The sequence below is a fragment of the Streptomyces sp. 8N706 genome, from assembly GCF_052245415.1.
Classification (GTDB): Bacteria; Actinomycetota; Actinomycetes; order Streptomycetales; family Streptomycetaceae; genus Streptomyces.
In genome coordinates this window covers 1-18,942 of record NZ_JBQQBW010000028.1, presented here as the reverse complement: position 1 = coordinate 18,942, position 18,942 = coordinate 1, and the positions used below count along the sequence as shown (strand labels likewise).

The 18,942-nt window shown below is 71.4% G+C and carries 16 protein-coding genes; 6 read left to right on the top strand and 10 right to left on the bottom strand.

Features of this window, described 5'->3' with window-relative positions; all coding sequences use genetic code 11:
* The first annotated feature begins 45 nt into the window (after positions 1-45).
* The gene (tesB, locus tag ACTWQE_RS13265; RefSeq protein ID WP_443329106.1) at positions 46-954 is read left to right on the top strand and encodes an acyl-CoA thioesterase II; all 909 of its coding nucleotides are present in this window, start codon (positions 46-48) and stop codon (positions 952-954) included.
* Between the two features lie 330 nt (positions 955-1,284).
* Here the strand turns inward: tesB and ACTWQE_RS13260 are convergent, their stop codons facing one another.
* Positions 1,285-2,073, bottom strand: a complete 789-nt coding sequence (locus tag ACTWQE_RS13260) for a phosphatase (protein WP_443329105.1) — start codon at positions 2,071-2,073, stop codon at positions 1,285-1,287.
* Between the two features lie 152 nt (positions 2,074-2,225).
* On the opposite strand from ACTWQE_RS13260, the gene speB reads away from it, so the two are divergent.
* Positions 2,226-3,191 carry an agmatinase gene (gene speB, locus ACTWQE_RS13255; protein ID WP_443329104.1) on the top strand — a complete coding sequence of 322 codons (966 nt, stop codon included), beginning with the start codon at positions 2,226-2,228 and terminating at the stop codon, positions 3,189-3,191.
* A gap of 192 nt (positions 3,192-3,383) precedes the next feature.
* Positions 3,384-7,424 (top strand): ABC transporter ATP-binding protein, encoded by a 4,041-nt coding sequence (locus tag ACTWQE_RS13250; RefSeq protein ID WP_443329103.1) that lies wholly within the window; start codon positions 3,384-3,386, stop codon positions 7,422-7,424.
* Between the two features lie 172 nt (positions 7,425-7,596).
* On the opposite strand, the gene ACTWQE_RS13245 is transcribed toward ACTWQE_RS13250, so the two are convergent.
* Positions 7,597-8,067: a hypothetical protein gene (locus tag ACTWQE_RS13245; RefSeq protein ID WP_443329102.1), complete on the bottom strand. Its 471-nt coding sequence runs from the start codon at positions 8,065-8,067 to the stop codon at positions 7,597-7,599.
* A 228-nt stretch (positions 8,068-8,295) separates the two neighbouring features.
* Here ACTWQE_RS13245 and ACTWQE_RS13240 point away from each other — a divergent pair, with 228 nt between their 5' ends.
* A complete protein-coding gene (locus tag ACTWQE_RS13240; RefSeq protein WP_443329148.1) occupies positions 8,296-8,634 on the top strand; it encodes a hypothetical protein in 339 nt (112 codons plus the stop codon).
* A gap of 171 nt (positions 8,635-8,805) precedes the next feature.
* Positions 8,806-10,230: a S28 family serine protease gene (locus ACTWQE_RS13235; RefSeq protein WP_443329101.1), complete on the top strand. Its 1,425-nt coding sequence runs from the start codon at positions 8,806-8,808 to the stop codon at positions 10,228-10,230.
* 100 nt (positions 10,231-10,330) lie between these two features.
* On the opposite strand, the gene ACTWQE_RS13230 is transcribed toward ACTWQE_RS13235, so the two are convergent.
* Complete coding sequence (locus tag ACTWQE_RS13230; protein ID WP_443329100.1) at positions 10,331-10,786, bottom strand: ABA4-like family protein; 456 nt, start codon at positions 10,784-10,786, stop codon at positions 10,331-10,333.
* Positions 10,783-11,700 (bottom strand): hypothetical protein, encoded by a 918-nt coding sequence (locus ACTWQE_RS13225; protein WP_443329147.1) that lies wholly within the window; start codon positions 11,698-11,700, stop codon positions 10,783-10,785. The genes ACTWQE_RS13230 and ACTWQE_RS13225 overlap by 4 nt, the downstream gene beginning before the upstream one ends.
* 177 nt (positions 11,701-11,877) lie before the next feature.
* On the opposite strand from ACTWQE_RS13225, the gene ACTWQE_RS13220 reads away from it, so the two are divergent.
* A complete protein-coding gene (locus ACTWQE_RS13220) occupies positions 11,878-12,552 on the top strand; it encodes a MerR family transcriptional regulator (protein ID WP_443329146.1) in 675 nt (224 codons plus the stop codon).
* Positions 12,553-12,561: 9 nt separating this feature from the next.
* Here the strand turns inward: ACTWQE_RS13220 and ACTWQE_RS13215 are convergent, their stop codons facing one another.
* From ACTWQE_RS13215 to ACTWQE_RS13190, 6 genes are all read right to left on the bottom strand, one after another.
* Positions 12,562-13,188, bottom strand: a complete 627-nt coding sequence (locus ACTWQE_RS13215) for a hypothetical protein (RefSeq protein WP_443329099.1) — start codon at positions 13,186-13,188, stop codon at positions 12,562-12,564.
* Between the two features lie 116 nt (positions 13,189-13,304).
* Positions 13,305-15,179, bottom strand: coding sequence for a glycoside hydrolase family 3 protein (locus ACTWQE_RS13210; RefSeq protein WP_443329098.1), 1,875 nt, complete (start codon positions 15,177-15,179; stop codon positions 13,305-13,307).
* A gap of 456 nt (positions 15,180-15,635) precedes the next feature.
* On the bottom strand, positions 15,636-16,256 hold the full coding sequence (locus ACTWQE_RS13205) for a TetR/AcrR family transcriptional regulator (protein ID WP_443329097.1): 621 nt from the start codon (positions 16,254-16,256) through the stop codon (positions 15,636-15,638).
* 210 nt (positions 16,257-16,466) lie between these two features.
* Complete coding sequence (locus tag ACTWQE_RS13200) at positions 16,467-17,264, bottom strand: sugar phosphate isomerase/epimerase family protein (RefSeq protein ID WP_443329096.1); 798 nt, start codon at positions 17,262-17,264, stop codon at positions 16,467-16,469.
* 432 nt (positions 17,265-17,696) lie between these two features.
* The gene (locus tag ACTWQE_RS13195) at positions 17,697-18,008 is read right to left on the bottom strand and encodes a DUF937 domain-containing protein (protein WP_443329095.1); all 312 of its coding nucleotides are present in this window, start codon (positions 18,006-18,008) and stop codon (positions 17,697-17,699) included.
* A gap of 314 nt (positions 18,009-18,322) precedes the next feature.
* On the bottom strand, positions 18,323-18,942 hold a 620-nt coding region (locus tag ACTWQE_RS13190; protein WP_443329094.1), incomplete at its 5' end, for a PfkB family carbohydrate kinase.

Sequence of the window (18,942 nt, the reverse complement as noted above, 5' to 3'; positions counted from 1 at the left end):
AACCTGGCACGGTCACGTAACACGGACCTGGCAGACTGTTGACCGATGAACGAATCACTCCAATCGCTCCTCGATCTGCTCGACCTCGAGCGGATCGAGGAGAACATCTTCCGCGGCAACAGCCGTCCTGCCGTCGTGCCCCGCGTGTTCGGCGGGCAAGTCGCGGCGCAGGCCCTGGTCGCCGCGGGCCGTACCGTCCCCGGGGACCGCACCGCGCACTCCCTGCACGCGTACTTCCTGCGGATCGGCGACCCCGGTGCGCCGATCGTGTACTCCGTCGACAGAATCCGCGACGGTCGGTCGTTCACCACCCGCCGGGTGGTGGCGGTCCAGCATGGGCAGCCGATCTTCCACCTCTCCGCGTCCTTCCAGACACCGGAGGAGGGGCTGGAGCACCAGGCGCCGATGCCGCTCGCGCCCGACCCGGAGACGCTGCCGACGGCCGCCGAGATGCTGCCCCGCCACGCCCATCTCTTCAGCGATCCCGGCGTGGTGGACCGGCTGCTGGAGGCACGGGCGGCGGTGGATCTCCGGTACGTCGAGGAGCCCCCGTACGCCACGGCGGCGCAGGGGCCGCGCGACCCGAGGTCACAGGTCTGGTTCCGGACGAACGGCAAACTCGCGGACGACCCGCTGCTCCATGTCTGCCTCGCCACGTATGTCTCGGACATGACGTTGCTCGACTCGGTGCTGCTCGCCCACGGCCGCGGTGGCTGGGCCGTCGGTGACGTGGTCGGCGCGAGCCTGGACCACGCCATGTGGTTCCACCGCCCCTTCCGGGCCGACGAGTGGCTGCTCTACGACCAGCACAGCCCCTCGTCCTCGGGCGGGCGCGGACTGGGCCAGGCCCGGATCTACACCGCCGACGGGCAGCTGGCGATCTCCGTCATCCAGGAGGGCCTGATCCGGGTGCCGCGCGGTGAGACCGCCCGCGGAGGAACGGTCGGAGCGTGAGCGGAGGGGTCCGCGGAGGGCGTGGCGACTCCGCGGACACCTTCCGGCGCAGACGCCGGCAGAACAGGAGGCCGCCCCTCATAGGAGGTGGCCTCCTCCGTGCGCGGCTCCCCTCACGCCCCGGCGCTTGCAGGGCGCGGTTCTCTACGGGGGCCCCGCCCGCTCTCGGGGCGCCGCTCCTCGAGGAGGCGGCCCTCTCAGCACTGAGGGGCCCGGGGCCGGGCCCCCTTCCCTCACCCGGGACCTCAGGGCTGGGAGTACGGCCCTCAGGGCCGGGGAGCATGACCTTCAGAGCCGGGAACACGGCCCTCGAGGCCGAGAGCCGGGCCCTCAGGGCTGAGCCGTGAGGCCCGCCGCGTCGATCACATACGCCGTCAGCGGGTCGTAGTAGCGCGGGTCCACCACATGGTCGTCCAGCGGGACCGTGACGGCCAGCGTGCCTTCCGCCTCGGCGATGAACAGTGCCGGGTCGTTGCAGTCCGCGAACCCCATCGCGTCGATGCCCCGCTGCCCCGCGCAGCCCGCCCAGCCGTGGTCGGCCACCACCAGATCCGGCAGCGCCCGGCCGTCCCGCGCGAGGCCGTCCAGGATCGCGGCCATCGGTTCGGGGGAGTGGGTGTGCCACAGGGTCGCACCCCGCTCCAGCATGGCGACATCGCAGAACTGGAACACGTACCCCTCGTCGGCCCGCAGCCCCGGCGGAATCACCATGATCTCGCAGCCCGCGGCGCGCACGGCGGCCGCGATGCGGCGGTGCACATCCAGCAGCCCGCCCGGATGCCCGGTCGCGAACAGCACCCGCTGCCTGTCCTCCACCGCCTTGCGCAGCACCGTCGCCATCCGGTCCAGGGCGTCCACGGTCAGCGCCGGGTCGATCGTGTCCTGGCCGGTGCGGTGCCGCGGATCGTCGACCACGCCACAGCGCTCCGCCATCACGGCCAGCACGTCCTGCTCGTCGGTCCACCGGTCGTCCAGCTCCAGCCCGAACCAGTAGCGGCGGTCACCGTTCGCGAGCTTGCGGAAGTGGGAGAGGTTGTTCTCCCGCGGCGTGGCGACATCGCCCGCGATGCGCGTACGGACGAGGTGGTCGATCAGTTCGGCACGGCTGGGTATCGGCATGGGGCCCATTGTGTCGTGAACCGGTGCGCGATGGACGCGGTGTCCAAATAGCGGGGCCCGGCCGTCGGGAACGTACATGTTCGATATCCCCGGCTCTCCCTACCCTCGGTTCCGTACCTTCTGAACCCGCACCGCCGAGAGGCAACCGTCGTATGAGCACAGCGCCCCGTGGTCCCATCGACTCCTCCCGTGTCCCGCGCTACGCGGGACCGGCCACCTTCGCCCGGCTGCCCCGGCTCGACGAGGTCGGCACCGCCGATGTGGCCGTGGTCGGAGTGCCCTTCGACACCGGCGTCTCCTACCGGCCCGGCGCCCGCTTCGGCGGCAACGCCATCCGCGAGGCCTCGCGCCTGCTGCGCCCCTACAACCCGGCCCAGGACGCCTCCCCCTTCGCGCTCGCGCAGGTCGCCGACGCCGGTGACATCGCCGCGAACCCGTTCAACATCAACGAGGCGGTCGAGACGATCGAGGCCGCGGCCGACGACCTGCTCGGCACCGGCGCCCGGATGATGACCCTCGGCGGCGACCACACCATCGCCCTGCCGCTGCTGCGCTCGCTCGCGAAGAAGCACGGCCCGGTCGCACTGCTCCACTTCGACGCGCACCTGGACACCTGGGACACCTATTTCGGTGCGGAGTACACCCACGGCACCCCGTTCCGGCGCGCCGTTGAGGAGGGCATTCTCGACACCTCCGCCCTCTCCCACGTCGGCACCCGCGGCCCGCTGTACGGCAAGAAGGACCTCGACGAGGACGAGAAGATGGGCTTCGGCATCGTCACCTCCTCCGACGTCATGCGGCGCGGCGTCGACGAGGTCGCCCAGCAGCTGCGGGAGCGGATCGGTGACCGGCCGCTCTACATCTCCATCGACATCGACGTCCTGGACCCTGCCCACGCGCCCGGCACCGGCACCCCGGAGGCGGGCGGTCTCACCTCCCGCGAGCTGCTGGAGATCCTGCGCGGGCTCGCCTCCTGCCACCTGGTCTCGGCCGATCTGGTCGAGGTCGCCCCGGCGTACGACCACGCGGAGATCACCTCCGTCGCCGCCTCCCACACCGCGTACGAGCTGACGACGATCATGTCCCGGCAGATCGCGGACGGCCGGTCGCAGGCCTGAGTCCCGTCCCCGCTCGCAGGCGTGAGTCCGCGGCCGCAGTCCTGAGCCCCCGGGCGTAGGTCCCGGGCCGGAGCCGTGCGCGACATATTGCGTACGTACTGCCGAAACAAAACCGGGGACCGCCGGTGTTGTCGACCGTGGCGCCGCGGAGTCCGTGGCGCCACGGTGGCATGGGACGACGGAGGGCGGCCGGTGGCTTCGAAGGACGACAGCGGGCAGCGGAGCGGCTGGGCACGACGGCTGGCCGGATACGCCTGGCGCTACCGCCGCAATGCCCTGCTCGCCCTCGGCTCCTCGCTCGCGGGGATGGCCGTCATGGCCCTCGTTCCGCTGGTCACCCGGCTGATCATCGACGATGTGGTCGTCCGGCACACCCGGGACATGGCCCCCTGGGCCGTGCTGCTGGTCGTGGCCGCGATCGGCGTCTACGTCCTGACCTACGTCCGCCGTTTCTACGGTGGGCGTCTCGCCCTCGATGTGCAGCACGACCTGCGGACCGGGATGTTCCGGTCGCTGTCCCGGCTGGACGGCAGACGGCAGGACGATCTGAGCACCGGCCAGGTCGTCGGCCGCGCCACCAGCGACCTCCAGCTCATCCAGGGCCTTCTCTTCATGCTGCCGATGATGATCGGCAACGTGCTGCTGTTCCTGATCTCCCTGGGCGTCATGGCCTGGCTGTCACCGCTGCTCACCCTGGTGGCGCTGGCCGTGGCCCCCGCCCTGTGGTTCATCGCCAAGCGCAGCCGCCGGCGGCTCTTCCCCGCGACCTGGTACGCCCAGGGCCAGGCCGGGGTGGTGGCCGGCGTCGTGGACGGCGCCGTCACCGGGGTCCGCGTCGTGAAGGGATTCGGCCAGGAGGAGCAGGAGACGGGGAAGCTGCGCGAGGCGGGCCGCAGGCTGTTCGCCGGCAGGCTGCGGACCGTACGCCTGAACTCCCGCTACACGCCCGCTCTGCAGGCGGTGCCCGCCCTCGGCCAGGTCGCGATGCTCGCCCTCGGCGGCTGGATGGCCACCCGCGGCCAGATCACGCTGGGCACCTTTGTCGCCTTCTCGACCTACCTGGCCCAGCTCGTCGGCCCCGTGCGGATGCTCGCCATGGTCCTCACGGTCGGCCAGCAGGCGCGGGCGGGGGTGGAGCGGGTCCTCGAACTCATCGACACCGAGCCCTCGATCACCGAGCGCGCCGACGCCCACGAGCTGCCCGCCGACGCCGAGGCGACCGTCGAGTTCGACCGGGCCACCTTCGGCTACGACCCGGAGCGGCCGGTGCTCTCCGACTTCTCGCTGCGGGTCGCCCCCGGGGAGACCGTCGCCGTCGTCGGCGCCTCGGGCAGCGGAAAGTCCACCGTCTCGCTGCTGCTGCCGCGCTTCTACGACGTGTCGGACGGCGCGGTACGGGTCGGTGGGCACGACGTACGCGATCTGACACTCGGCTCGCTGCGGGCCGCGATCGGTCTCGTACCGGAGGACAGCTTCCTCTTCTCGGACACCGTGCGGGCCAACATCGCGTACGGGCAGCCGGACGCCACGGACGAACAGATCCGTTCCGCCGCACGCGCCGCGCAGGCCGACGGCTTCATCTCCGCGCTGCCCGACGGCTACGACACCACGGTCGGCGAACAGGGGCTCACCCTCTCCGGCGGCCAGCGCCAGCGCATCGCCCTCGCCCGCGCCCTCCTCACCGACCCGCGGCTGCTCGTCCTGGACGATGCGACCTCGGCGGTCGACGCGCAGGTGGAGCACGAGATCCACGAGGCACTGCGGGGTGTGATGGCGGGGCGTACGACCCTGCTGATCGCCCACCGGCGCTCCACGCTCGCCCTCGCGGACCGGATCGCGGTCCTCGAGGCGGGCCGTCTGGCGGACGTGGGCACCCACCAGGAGCTGGAGGTGCGCTCCCCGCTGTTCCGGAGGCTGCTCACCGACCCCGATGAGCTGGGTGACGTCGAGCGTGATCCGGTCGGCCGCCTCGCCGGTGCGGCCGGTGAGGATGACGGGGGCCTTGACGGGCGCCGTACGCCGTCGCCCCTCGCCGGGGGCTTCGGCGGCGAGGCCGCGGGACTGCTGGAGCCGGAGCTCGAGGAGGCCCTGCACCGCCGTGACCGGAGCCGGAGCGACCGGCTCATCGAGGAGGAGCGCCAGGAGTCCGACGCGGGGCTCCGGCTCGATGTGGACATCGAGGTCGAGGCCGAGCTCGACAGTGAACCCGTCAACGCGAAGCGCCGCTATGCGGACGGAGTGACGCCGGAGCTGTGGGGGCGGACCCGCTCCGGGGAACAGTCCCGTACGGGATCCACCGCCCTGCGCGCCGCGGACGCCGCCCCGCCCGCCCCCGGCACCGCCGGTGTCACTGCCGGGCCGCCGGGGCTGGCGGGGGCGCTCGCCGGGATGCCCGCCACGCCCGAGCTGCTCGAGAAGGTCGCCGCGCTGCCGCCCGCGACCGACACCCCGGATGTGGACGAGGCACAGGCAGCCCGCCCGGAGACGGACTACGGGCTGCGGCAGCTGCTGCGCGGCTTCCGCCGCCCTCTGCTGATCGCCCTGCTTTTCGTGGCCGTCGACGCTGTCGCGGGCCTGCTGCTGCCCATCCTCGTCCGTAACGGCATCGATGACGGTGTGCAACAACTCGCGCTGGGCGCCGTCTGGGCCGCCTCCGGTTTCGCGCTGGTCGTCGTCCTCTCCCAGTGGGCCGCGCAGATCGCCGAGACCCGGGTGACCGGCCGCACGGGCGAGCGCATCCTCTACGCGCTGCGGGTGAAGATCTTCGCCCAGCTCCAGCGGCTCGGGCTCGACTACTACGAGCGCGAGTTGACCGGCCGCATCATGACCCGGATGACGACCGACGTCGACGCCCTGAGCACCTTCCTCCAGACCGGTCTCGTCACTGCCCTCGTCTCCCTCCTGACCTTCTTCGGCATCCTCGTCGCGCTGCTCGCTCTCGACGCCGGCCTGGCCCTCGTCGTCTTCGCAACCCTGCCGGTGCTGGTGATGGGGACGGTCGTCTTCCGCAGGAAGAGCGTCAAGGCGTACGAACTCGCGCGCGAGCGCGTCAGCGTGGTCAATGCCGACCTCCAGGAGAGCGTCGCCGGGCTGCGGATCGTGCAGGCGTTCCGCCGTGAGCGCAGCGGAATCGAACGCTTCACCGAGCTGAGCAACAGCTACCGGCAGGCGCGGGTGCGCGGCCAGTTCCTGATCTCGGTCTACTTCCCCTTCGTCCAGCTGCTCTCCTCCGTGGCCGCTGCCCTGGTGCTGGTCGTGGGCGCCGGCCGGGTGAACGCGGGGACCCTGACGACGGGTGCGCTCGTGGCCTACCTCCTCTACATCGACCTGTTCTTCGCGCCCGTACAGCAGCTGTCCCAGGTCTTCGACGGCTACCAGCAGGCGACGGTGTCACTGGGCCGCATCCAGGAGCTGCTGCGCGAGCCGACCACGACCGTGGTCGCGGACGAGCCCCTCGAGGTGCGGTCGCTGCGCGGCGAGATCGCCTTCCAGGACGTGCACTTCCGGTACGGGGCCGCGGATGCCGAAGCGGGCGAAGAGGCGTTGTCCGGCGTCGACTTGCGCATCCCCGCCGGCCAGACCGTCGCCTTCGTCGGCGAGACGGGCGCGGGCAAGTCGACCCTCGTCAAGCTCGTCGCCCGCTTCTACGACCCCACCTCCGGTGCGGTCCTCGTCGACGGCACCGATCTGCGCGCCCTGGACCTCACCGGCTACCGGCACCGACTGGGTGTCGTACCCCAGGAGTCGTATCTCTTCCCGGGCACGGTGCGCGACGCCATCGCGTACGGCCGCCCGGATGCCACGGACGCCGAAGTGGAGGGGGCGGCCCGGGCCGTCGGCGCACACGAGATGGTTGCCTCGCTCGACGGCGGCTACCTCCACGAGGTCTCGGAGCGGGGCCGCAATCTCTCCGCCGGACAGCGGCAGTTGATCGCGCTGGCCCGCGCGGAACTGGTCGATCCCGACATCCTGCTCCTCGACGAGGCCACGGCCGCCCTCGACCTGGCGACCGAGTCCCTCGTCAACCGGGCCACGGACCGGCTCGTGGGCAAGCGCACCACCCTGGTCGTCGCCCACCGGCTGACCACCGCGGCACGGGCGGACCGGGTGGTGGTCATGGACCACGGACGGGTCGTCGAGGACGGGACGCACGCCGAACTGCTCGCCGCGGACGGGCGCTACGCACAGCTGTGGCGCACCTTCGAGGGCGAGCCCGAGACTGCCGCGGCCTGACCGCCCCTACGGCCGCTCCGGTGGGCGCTCGTCGGCACGGAGCGGCGGAGCGGTCCCTCGCCGCCAACCGGCCGTTCGACCCACCGGAAACCGGACGTCACTGGCCAGACACACCGGATACCGGACGTCAACGGATGCCGGCGTCAACCGGATGCCAATGGTGTTGGATTGTTCAACGGATGTCCGAGATCCGCCGAGTGGACAGATCCGACTGGATCTCCAGACAGCTGTACCGGCGGGCGTGCTCCGGGCCCCAGGCCAGCCGGACCGTGGTCCAGGTGTGGCCCGCCCCGCTGCTGTCGGGCGTCACCTCCCACGTGGTCGGCACACCCCGGGCACGCAGCACGCCGTCCGCATGGGGATGCTCCCTCTCCCAGTTGGCCAGCCTGTTCCGGAGGCCGGAGGTGAGATAGCGGTCGCGCAGGGCATCCGCCAGGGAGTCCCCCTCCGCGTCGTGGACGATGTCGACATAGGCACCGTAGAAGTGGGCGACCCGGTCGACGGCGGACTCCGGACTGCCACCGCGGGACGGCGCGGAAACCACCGCCGCCGGGGTCGTATGAGCCGAGGCCGGGACCGCTGCCACCGAGGCGAGCAGAGCGGCGATGAGAACGACGCGGCCGAACGTACGGGTGTGGGGCATGGGAGCTCCCTTGTGACGGTCCAACCCTTGGATCTCCGTTTCATACCGGGATACTTGGGCCATGAAGCCCGAACGCGTCATGCGCCCCCCGGGAACCAACAACACCACCGGGCGCGTGTAGCTTTTCAATCGCCCGTTTGTCCGAACGGCGGGCGCTTGACCCCATAGGAGGCAGACGTGCGCGGTGCTGTGGCACGCCGTCGGACAGCCCTGGGGGTGGTGGCCGTCATGACCTTCGGCGCGACCGGGCTGATCGGTGCGGGTGCCGCCGAGGCGGCCGTGCCGCGCTGCGACGGGCGGAAGGTGAAGACGCTGTCCTTCTCCACCGGTCAGGTCCGGATCTACAAGAGCCATCGGTTCGCGTGTGCCGTCACCGTCGCCAAGAACCCCGGCAGGAAACGGCAGATCAGCGTCAGCATCCAGGCGCGTGGCAGCCTTCCCCGCTGGGACAACGGCCGCTACACCCACCACGCCGGGCCGGTAGGGGTGGCACCGGGGAACCGTTGTGTCTTCGTCCGCGGCGCTGTGGGCGACAGAACGGTCAGCTCCGGCTGGATCCTGTGCTGAACGGTCCCTGCTGACCCCGTCCTTCCGCATCGGGGCCGCTGCAAACGGAGGCCCCCGCCGAACGAGGCGTACGCCGTCGCGAACGGTCATGACTTCGCCCATCAGGTCTGGCGGCGGCGGGAGTTGCGCCGGTAAGTTCGCGGCGACCTTTGCGAACCCAGGGGAGGGCGAATGCGCAAGGCGCTCAGATGGCTGCTGGCGCTCGCGGTGCTCATAGGCGCCGTCGGCATCAGCGGTGCGTCGGCCGGCGCGGCCACAGCCGACACGCCGAACACCGCCGACATCAAGGACCGGATCCTCGCGATTCCCGGAATGAGCTTCGTCGAGGAGAAGCCGGTCGACGGCTACCGGTACTTCGTCCTCGAGTACACCCAGCCGGCCGACCACCGGCACCCGTCCAAGGGCACCTTCAAGCAGCGGATCACCGTGCTGCACAAGGCGACCGATCGCCCGACGGTCTTCTTCACCTCCGGCTACAACCTCTCGACGAAACCGGCCCGCAGCGAGCCGACCCGGATCGTCGACGGCAACCAGGTCTCGTTGGAGTACCGCTTCTTCACACCGTCCAGGCCCAGCCCGGCCGACTGGTCCAAGCTCGACATCTGGCAGGCCGCCAGCGACCAGCACCGGGTCTTCAAGGCCCTGAAGCGGATCTACGGGCAGAACTGGCTCGCCACCGGCGGCAGCAAGGGTGGAATGACCGCCACCTACTTCCGCCGCTTCTACCCGCAGGACATGGACGGCACGGTCGCCTACGTCGCACCGAACGATGTGAACAACCGCGAGGACTCGGCCTACGACCGCTTCTTCACCCAGGTCTCCACCGAGGAGTGCCGCACGGCTCTCGACGCGGTGCAGCGTGAAGCCCTCGTACGCCGCGACGAGATGACCGACCGTTACCGCAAGTGGGCCGAGGACAACCACAACACCTTCCACACCATCGGCAGCGCCGACAAGGCCTATGAGAGCGTCGTCCTCGACCTGGTGTGGGCTTTCTGGCAGTACAGCTCCGAGAAGGACTGCGCAGATGTCCCCGAGCCGACCGCCTCGACCGATGACCTCTACGCCTATGTCGACACGATCTCCGGCTTCTCCGCCTACACCGACCAGGGGCTCGAGGCGTACACGCCGTACTACTACCAGGCCGGTACCCAGCTCGGCGCACCGACGCTGGAGTACCCGCACCTCAAGGGCCTGCTGCGCTACCCCGGATACTTCACCCCCCGGGCGTATGTGCCGCGTGACATCCCGATGACGTGGGAGAACGGCGCGATGGGCGACATCGATCGCTGGGTGCGTCACCGCAGCGAGCGGATGCTCTTCGTCTACGGCGAGAACGACCCGTGGGGCGCTGAGCGGTTCCGGCCCGGCAAGGGATCGGAGGACGCGTATGTCTTCACCGCCCCCGGCGCCAACCACTCGGCGAACATCGCGGGCCTGACCGCCGATCAGAAGGCCAAGGCGACCGCGGAGGTCCTGCAGTGGGCGGGCGTCGCACCCGCCACCGTCCAGCGGGGCGAGGCGACCCCGAAGCCGCTGGCGAAGCCGGACCGGACGCTCGACCGGCAGTCCGGTCAGCGGGACCTGCGGCCGTAGACGAGCACGTCCTCACCCAGCCGGGGCCGCTGCCCCGGCACGGCGCCCCCGGCCTTCGGTGCCGGGGGCGCCTCTCTTGCGCGGTGGCCGGTTCGGCTGCTCACACCGGTTCGTATACGGCCGGCCGGCCCGCCCGGTCCGCCGGGCGACGGGTTGCCCGCAGCCCGAGGAAGAGCAGGACGCCGATCGGTGAGAGCAGGACCGTCAGCACCAGCAGCGGGCCCATGAGCAGCGGATGGACGGAGAGTCTGCGCCCTTCCCGGAACATCCACTGACCGATGAAGAGGTCCCAGGCGATGACCTGTGCCCAGATCGCGGCAGCCCCGCTGTCGAGTGCCAGCAGCTCCTGGAATCCGTCCAGTTCGGGGCGGCTGACCGCAGCCCACAGCTCGGGGAAGATCGGCACCGCGAGGGCGAGATAGACCACGACGACCGGGACGAGGGTCAGCGGCGAAGCGGCAATCCGCGCGGTCCCGCGCCAGTTCGGGGCGAAGATCATCAGTGCCCAGACGGGGCTCGCCAGCCAGAAGGAGAGAGAGAAGAGAAGGTCGGTCATGCCACGGGCTCCTTCACAGCGGAGTGCTCGGGGTGTGATGCGGGGGTGGGAGGCTTACGGAACGCGGCACCTGCCGCCGCCGCGCCGCCCCCAAGGACCAGGGCAGCGGCAGCCAGGGTCGTGCCGTCGGGATGCGTCAGCGGCTGACCGCGCAACGCCTGCCAGGTGACCAGGGCGACCACCGCGGTGTACACCCCCGAAGCCACCAGAACGAGCCGCAGCCGGACCGGCTCCTCCCGCAGCCGCGGGAAGCGTGCAGCGGCCAGGGTGAGGACGAGCAGGAAGAGCGGCAGTGCCTGCAGTGCGTGCATGCCCACGAAGTGCGGGATCCGCAGATCGCCGCCGGTCGTCGACCAGCCGGTGACGGGCATGGCGGGACCGCCGTCCGGTACGCCCACGCTGTGCGCGCCGATCACCGTGGAGACACCCCGCCCGTCGGCCGCCTGCTGCTCCGCCGTGGGCCGGACCATCAGCCCGCCGAGCGCAAGCCCCGCCAGGGCTATGAGCGAGCCGAGTCGGACGGCCCAGGCAGTGGCCCGGTCGGGCAGCTGTTGGCGGAGCAGCAGCAGGGCGATGACCAGGTCGGCCGTCCACAGAGCGACGATCGTGAGGCCCATCACGACAAAGAGCGTCTGGTCGAAGGGTGTTTCCACGTTGAAATGGCTGCGCCTGCCGCGGATCACCTGGACCGTGATGATCGCCATCTCGACGGTGCCTGCCGTGACGACGCTCGTACCGGCCCACCACCCCGTCCTGCGAGACCGGGTCGTCAACGAGAGCATCCAGGCCAGCGTCAGTCCGTAAGCGGCGAACGACACGGAGAACTTGAGCGGCTTGAACCAGATCGGCGCCCCGACCAGCATCCGCTCGTCCGCCACCAGGCCCACCGCGGACACGACGGCCAGGACGACCATGGCCGCGGAGAACGCGACAAGGGGGCGGTGCCAGTGGGCGATTGGGCGTAGACGTGAGAGCTGTGCGGGCATGCTGAGACCTCCATCGCGAATGGATAGTGACGCTGCCTACTATCCGATAATCGCACTATCTATGATGGGGCGTGGCGTTGGCAAGGCCGGATGGGAGAACACGCGGTGCGCATCGGTGAGTTGAGTCGCAGGACCCGGGTGACAATCCCGACGATCAAGTACTACGTACGCGAAGGCCTGTTGCCCGCCGGGCAGTTGACCAGCCCGAACCAGGCGACCTACGACGCGTCGCACGAGCGCCGGCTCCGTCTGATCCGCGCGCTGCTCGAGGTCGGTGGCCTGTCGGTGGCGGGCGTACGCGAGGTACTCGCGGCAGTCGACGATCCCGCGAAGCCGGTGCACAAGGTGCTCGGTGCGGCGACGAGCGGGGTCACCGTGCGCTACGGCAGCGAGTTCTCCGGAGAAGGGGACGGGGAGCCGGACCGTGCGCGGACGGTGGTCGCGGAGCTCATCGCCCGGCGCGGTTGGACCTCGTCACCGTCCAGCCCTGCCGCGAAAGCGCTCGCAGGCGCGCTGGACGCTCTGCAGCGCCTCGGGCACGGGGACTTCGTGGAGGTGCTGGACGACTACGCCGACGCCGTCGAGAAGATCGCCGAGGTCGATCTCGGGTACGTCGGGAGCCGCGCCGCGGTCGACGACCTGGTGGAGAGCGTGGTCATCGGCACGGTGCTGGGTGAGGCGGTGCTCACGGCGATGCGCAGACTGGCCCACGCCGATGCGTCGGCACGGTGGTACACGGACGGCGGGACTCCCGGCGCACGGGGCGCCGACGCCGGCTGACGGGCGGCCCTACAAGCGGCGGGCGCACCCGACGGGTGTCCCGCCGCCCAGCTGTACGTAGAGCGCGGTCGACCGCGGGCACTCGCGCCGCGTCCGGACCGCGTCCGTCACCTCGAACTGCGGCTGGTGCCGGCCCGATCCGTCGCACGCCGTCTCCTCCACCTGGGTCCGCGGCGAGCTCTCGTGCTCCGCGTAGGCGACACAGTCCCCGACGAGCGTGCGCGGACCGCCGCCCCCGCCCGGGTCACCGGGGTGCGGCGCCTCCAGATTGCGCATACAGGCGTAGCCCTGGGGCACCGAGCCGTCCCCGTCCTCGTCCACGTCCGGCCGGTTCTCCGAGATGTGCAGCACGAAGTCGGTACGGGCCGGGCAGCGAGGGCCGCCGGCCGGCCGGTCCCCGTGCCGGGTGAGCACACGGGCCGCCGCCTTCTCGCTCCGGCAGGACACCTCCTGGACGCCCGTACGGCTCCGGGAGCTGCACTCACCCTGCGCCAGAAAGGTCGCGCCGTAGCTCGGCGGGGACGATGCGCGGCTCTCCTCCCCGAGACTCTCCGCGCCCGTACCGCCCTGCTGGGACCGGCACGCTGCCAGGGCCAGCAACGCGACGCACACCACCGGAAACCGCGCACCGCGCATGCCGGACTCCCCCCGAAAAAACACACCCAGCGTGACCCGCGGGAGCGGGCGCACGCCAGGTGTGCGGGGGCCTTTGCGCCGGGGTGCGGGGTGTGCGCCGGGGGCGCACCGTAGGGTCAGTACGACAGTCCGTGGCCGAGGGGATACAGCTCCTGTGCCGGGTCGTCCGCGCGGGGCACGGGCACGGGCAGTCGGCCCGCGGGCTCCGCTGTTCCCGCAATGACCCGGGCGGCGGCACGCAGTTCGACATCCGTCCAGGAGTAACTCACGAGTGAGGCGCCGACGCCGACGCCGGTGAGCCGCGCGATGTCGTACGGATTGCGGATCGCCAGATGCACCACCGGCACGCCGGTCCGTACGAGCGCCGAGACCAGTGTGTGCTGCGAGGGGGTACCGTTCCCGCTCGGCCGTGGGACGTTGTACGTCGTCACCACCACCGCGTCCCGGCTCTCCGCCGCCGCGACCGCCTCGTCGATCTTCGCCTGTGTGGGGTCCGGCTTGCTGCCGCTGCCGGTGGACAGCGCGGTGACCGTGAAGCCCAGTGCGCTCAGGGCCTCGGCGAGGACGGTGGTGGGCGGTCCGCCGGTGCCCGACGGGGCGGCCGGGTCGAAGCCGGCGACCAGCAGGTTCCGGTGGGTGCGACGGGACAGCGGCAGGAGATCCCGGTCGTTGGCCAGGAGCGTGGTGGTGCGTTCGGCGATCCGGTCGGCGGTGGCCCGGTGCGTGCGGGCGCCGACCACCCGGTCCACCTCCTTGCGGGTGACGTACGGGTCGCGGAACAGGCCACGCCGGTCCTTGAGTTCGAGGATGCGCAGCAGCGACTCCTCGATCCGCTTCTCGTTGATCTCACCGTCCCGTACGGCCTTGAGTACGGCGTTCCAGGCGACGGGGAGGTCCGGCGGGTTGAGCAGCTGGTCGACGCCTGCCTTCAGGGCCAGGACCGGCACCCGGTCGTCGCCGTACTTCTGCCGGACGCCCGCCATACCGAGCGAGTCCGTGACGACCACGCCGTCGTAGCCGAGCTTTTCGCGCAGGATGCCGGTGAGGATGGGCCGGGAGAGCGTCGCCGGGTCGTCGGCCGGATCGAGCGCGGGGAAGAGGAGGTGCGCGGTCATGACGGAGTCGATGCCGGCGGCGATCGCGGCCTTGAACGGCGGGGCGTCCAGCCGTTCCCACTCCTTCGCGCTGTGGGTGATCAGCGGAAGGCCGAAGTGGCTGTCGGTGGTGGTGTCGCCGTGGCCGGGGAAGTGCTTGGCGGTGGCCGCGACCCCGGAGCTCTGGTACCCCTGCACCTGGGCGGCGACGAGCCGGGCGACGGCCTCCGGGTCGGCGCCGAAGGACCGTACGCCGATCACCGGATTGGCGGGATTGACATTGACGTCGGCGACCGGCGCGTAGTTCTGACGGATGCCCAGGGCGGCCAGTTCGGCACCGGCGATACGGGCGGCGGTACGCGCGTCGGTGCGCGAGGCGTGGGCGCCGAGAGCCATCGCTCCGGGCAGCAGGGTGGCGGGCGTCCCGACGCGGGCGATGATGCCGTGCTCCTGGTCGGTGGAGATGAGCAGGGGAACGGGCGTGGGCAGGGCGAGCCCCGCCTTCTGGATGCCGTTGGAGAGATCGGCGATCTGATGGGGGTTGCGGGTGTTGTGCGCCCAGGTGAAGTAGATGATGCCGCCGACGTGGTATTTCGCGATCAGCTCGGCGGCGGTGGAGACGCCGATCTCCTTCTGGTTCGCGGCGATGTCGGCGGGGTCGGGATCGGTGGCGGAGTGGCCGTAGACCCGCATGACGAACAGCTGGCCGACCTTCTGCTCCAGGCTCATCCGGCTGATGAGCTTGCGGAGCCGCTCGCGGTCGGCACGTGCCCGCGTCCCGTCGGCGTAGGCGGTGGAGCCGGTCGCGGCCAGGGACGCCGCCGCGGTGACGGCTGTGGCTCCGGCCAGGACGGCCCGTCTGGAGGGGCTCGTTCCGGGCGATTCTTCGTGGTGCACGTGCACTCCTTCCGCGAGGAGGTGCGTGGCGAATGAAGGAAACTTTTAAGAAGACACGGATATCCGGAAAGTTATCGCCAGTCAACGGGGAGCGCCGACAATGTCACGAGGAAGGCGGCGTGGAGCGCGGGCGCGGCCTGCGAGGTGCCGTACGGGAAGGCCCGGGCGCCGTCCGGGAAGGCGGGGACCCGGGACGGCGAGGATGGTGACGACGCGGGTGCGGCAGGGGCGCCGCAGGGTTGCCGTGCGGTGCCGCCACCGGCGCTACAGGAGGGGCGCACCGGTGGCGGCAATGCTGCCGGTCGCAGGCGGTGGAGAGGGATGTCGGCGAACGCGGCCAGCAGCGAGGCCGACACCGCCCTGCGATGACTCATCGGCAGTACGGAGCTTGGACGGGCGGGTGCGCTCTCCGGTTCCCCGATATCCCTGGATTTCCGGGAAATGGTGCAGATGGGCTCAGTGTGGCTTCGGTATCGCTTTGCGCGGACCGGGCAGACGCCTCGTCAGCAGCTTGGCGCGCGGCGCCAGACGGCGGGCCATCGCGAAGACCGAGTCCGTACGGGACCGGTCCGCGTCCAGCACCGTGAAGAGGTTCACCCCGAGGTAGAAGGTCATCGCGGCATGGGCCAGATCGCGGGGCGGGGTGAGCCGGGCGAGTGCCGTACCGCCGATCACCCTCTCCAGGGTCGCCTCGATGAAGGCCAGCCAGGGCTGGGCCCGCTGCGCCAGGGGCTCGCGCAGCTCGGGTTTGCCCACAGCTGCCGCGACGAGTTCGGAGAAGAGTGCGATATGCCCTCCGTCGACGTCGTCGCGGTAGACCCGGGTGGCGGCCTCGGCCAGCTCTTCCAGGGTCCGGACCTCGGCGACCGTGGAGGTGTGACGGGCCATCCGCGCGGCGGAGGAGCGGTCGAGAGCGGCGAGCAGCAGCTGGTCGACGCCGCCGAAGTGGTAGAAGACGAGCGCCGAGTTGACTCCGGCCTCCTTGGCGATCGCACGGGCACTGGTGCCGCCGTACCCCTGCGCCCTGAGCACGGCCGTCGCCGCCTCGACCAGCCGGTCCTTGGTGTCCGCCGTCATCGGCCATCCTCTCCCCGAGAGGCTTCATCATACGGTTAAACCAAGCGGTTAAACCGCTGCTGACGGGAAGAACCGGCGTATGGGCCGGAACGGCTGACGCGGCATCAGCCGTGCCGTGAGTGTCCGCATGTGTTGATCGTCCGGCTGTACGAGGAGGGCGTGGCACGGGGAGGGAGGGGAACGGCTCGGTCTCTCCGGGCGGCGCCGGGGTCAGGCGGACTGGGCGAGCAGCCACGACAGGTGGTCGCGGGCCGGTTCCAGCAGCGCCGGAAGCTCCGCCGCCTCCGGGGACCAGCGCTTCTCGTACTCCCACGACAGCCAGCCGTCCCAGCCCGCGCGGCTGAGCGTCTCGACGCACTCGGCCAGCGGCAGCACCCCGTCGCCGATCGGCAGGGGGGTGGTGTCCTCGGCGGAGGCGATGTCCTTCACCTGGACGTAGCCGAGGTGCGGGGCGAGGACGGCGTAGGTGGAGGCGGGCTCCTCACCGCCCAGCCAGGGGGGCAGCACATCCCAGACCGCCCCCACGCTGCGGTGCCCGACCAGCCCGAGGACGCGGGCCACGTCCACACCCCGCGGATGTGAGTCATGGGTCTCCAGGAGCAGCCGTACGCCCAGGTCCGAGGCATGAGGGGCCGCGGCCGCGAGGCGGCGGGCGGCGATCGCGTCCGCCTCCTCGGGAGGCCGGTCGCCGCCGCCGGGAAACACCCGTACGTACGGGGCGCCCAGGTCGCGGGCGAGTGCGAGCAGGGCCCGCAGCTCTTCCCCCACGGGCTCGTCGTCCCCGGGCTCGGCGGCCTTCGTGTAGCCCGCCACGGAGAGGATCTCCACGGAGGCGTCCTTGAACTGCTCGACCACATCGACGCGTTCGGTGAGCCCGATGCCCGGGTGCACGGGCTCCTCGGGGTGGGAACGCAGCTCCACCCCGTGGTAGCCGGAACCGGCCGCCAGCCGCACCACATCAGCGATGGGCATTCCTGGCACACCGAGGGTCGAGAAGGCGAGTTTCACGGCTGCTCCAAGGTGGACGCGTGACGGAGGGGCGGGGCAAGGGGCCCGGCGGACACCGGGCAGTGCGACCGTACGGGTCAACCCTGCCGGGCTCTCGCCTCCCGCGCACCTCTGGTGGGACGACACCACGGCCGCGCAGATCTCCCGTGCGGGGTACGGCGGCCGGATCGCGGCGTTCCGACGGGCGGACCGGGTCACGCCGCTGCCGGAAGGCGGGCGGCCGGGCCGCCGCCGCTCGGGGACGGCTGCGTGGATCCGCGGTGGTTCCGGGAGCGGACCGACGCGACAGGGCACGAGGGGCCGGTCGAGGCCGAGATCTTCCCTCCGGGGCTCTGGCGCGCGACGGTGCCGAGGTGCTTGGCCGGGATCGCCGGACGGTACCGGGCCCACGTCCTGGAGAGCCAGGCCTCCTGCGGAGCGCCGGCCCGTACGTCAGCGGGGACAGCTGCGGCGACGCTTGGCTATCACCGACAGGACCACGGGGAGCAGCAGTTCGAGCGCCCGGGTGACGGAGGCGAGCGGAAGACCGGTCTGCCGGGACACGGTCTGCGCGGTGGGGGTGGTGACCCTGCCGAGAACCCCGGCCAGCGTGCCGTCACCCACGGTGCCGGGAAGAGCGGAGACGGTGGTTCCGACGACCGTACGGGCCACGTCGGCGTCGGTGCCGAGCTCCCCGGCGAGCTCCTGGATCCGGTCGTCGCCCAGTTCGGTCAGCACATCCTTTTGCAGTGATTCGTCGCTCATGCCTTAAACGCTACGACTGGCGTCAGTTGTCGGCACGTCGGGTAACGGAACGATAACCAGAAGAAAACGTGCAACCCTTCCGGCCCGCGGCCGGTCGTAGGGGGCATCAAGCCTCCTGCGGGGGGATCCGGGGGGAATCCGGGAGGCCTTGGTGGGGGACCCGCGAGGGGGCCAGGTTCATCGACCGGGCCCCCTCGATGTGTGTCCTTTTTCGATGCGTGCGCCCTTTGCGAGGCAGGGGTCTTCGAGATAGGGGCCTCCGACGCAGTCGCCGGGGCCCTACCTGGGCCATGCTCCCGTTCGGATCCGGCAGATCAGCCCGGCCCGCCTTCGGCGGGCCCATGGTTCCCCTGCCCGGTGTTCCCGCCCGGCGGCCGCGGGCCCGCGGTGTTCCCGCCCGCCCGTGGCCCTGCGTCGGCGTTCGCCGGGAGGTCGTCGTTCCGGGGCAGGTTCCGGCAGAGCTCTGTCACCTCGGACCCGGTGGGGAACGACTGCTGAGCACCCGGCCGGGTGACGGCCGCGGCACCGACCTGTACGGCGTACCGCACCGCCGTCTCCAGGTCGTCGCCCACGCCCAGCCGCCAGGCGAGCGCCCCCGTGAAGGCGTCGCCCGCCCCCGTGGTGTCCACGGCCTCGACGGGAAGGGCGGGCACCCGGACCGTACCGCTCGCCCGGGCGAGAAGCGCGCCTTCCGGGCCGAGGGTCACGACCACCGAGCGGGGGCCGCGGGCCAGCAGTGCCTCGGCCCAGTCCTCGGCGCGCGCCGCCGCGCCTGCCGGGTGGTCCCGAAGCAGGACGCGTGCCTCGTGCGCGTTGACCACCAGCGGGTCGCAGGCGGCCAGCACATCGCCGGGCACCGGCGCGGGCGGCGAGGGGTTGAGGACCACCCGGGTGCCGGCCTCGGGCGTGGTGCGTCCCACGGCCGCCACCATGA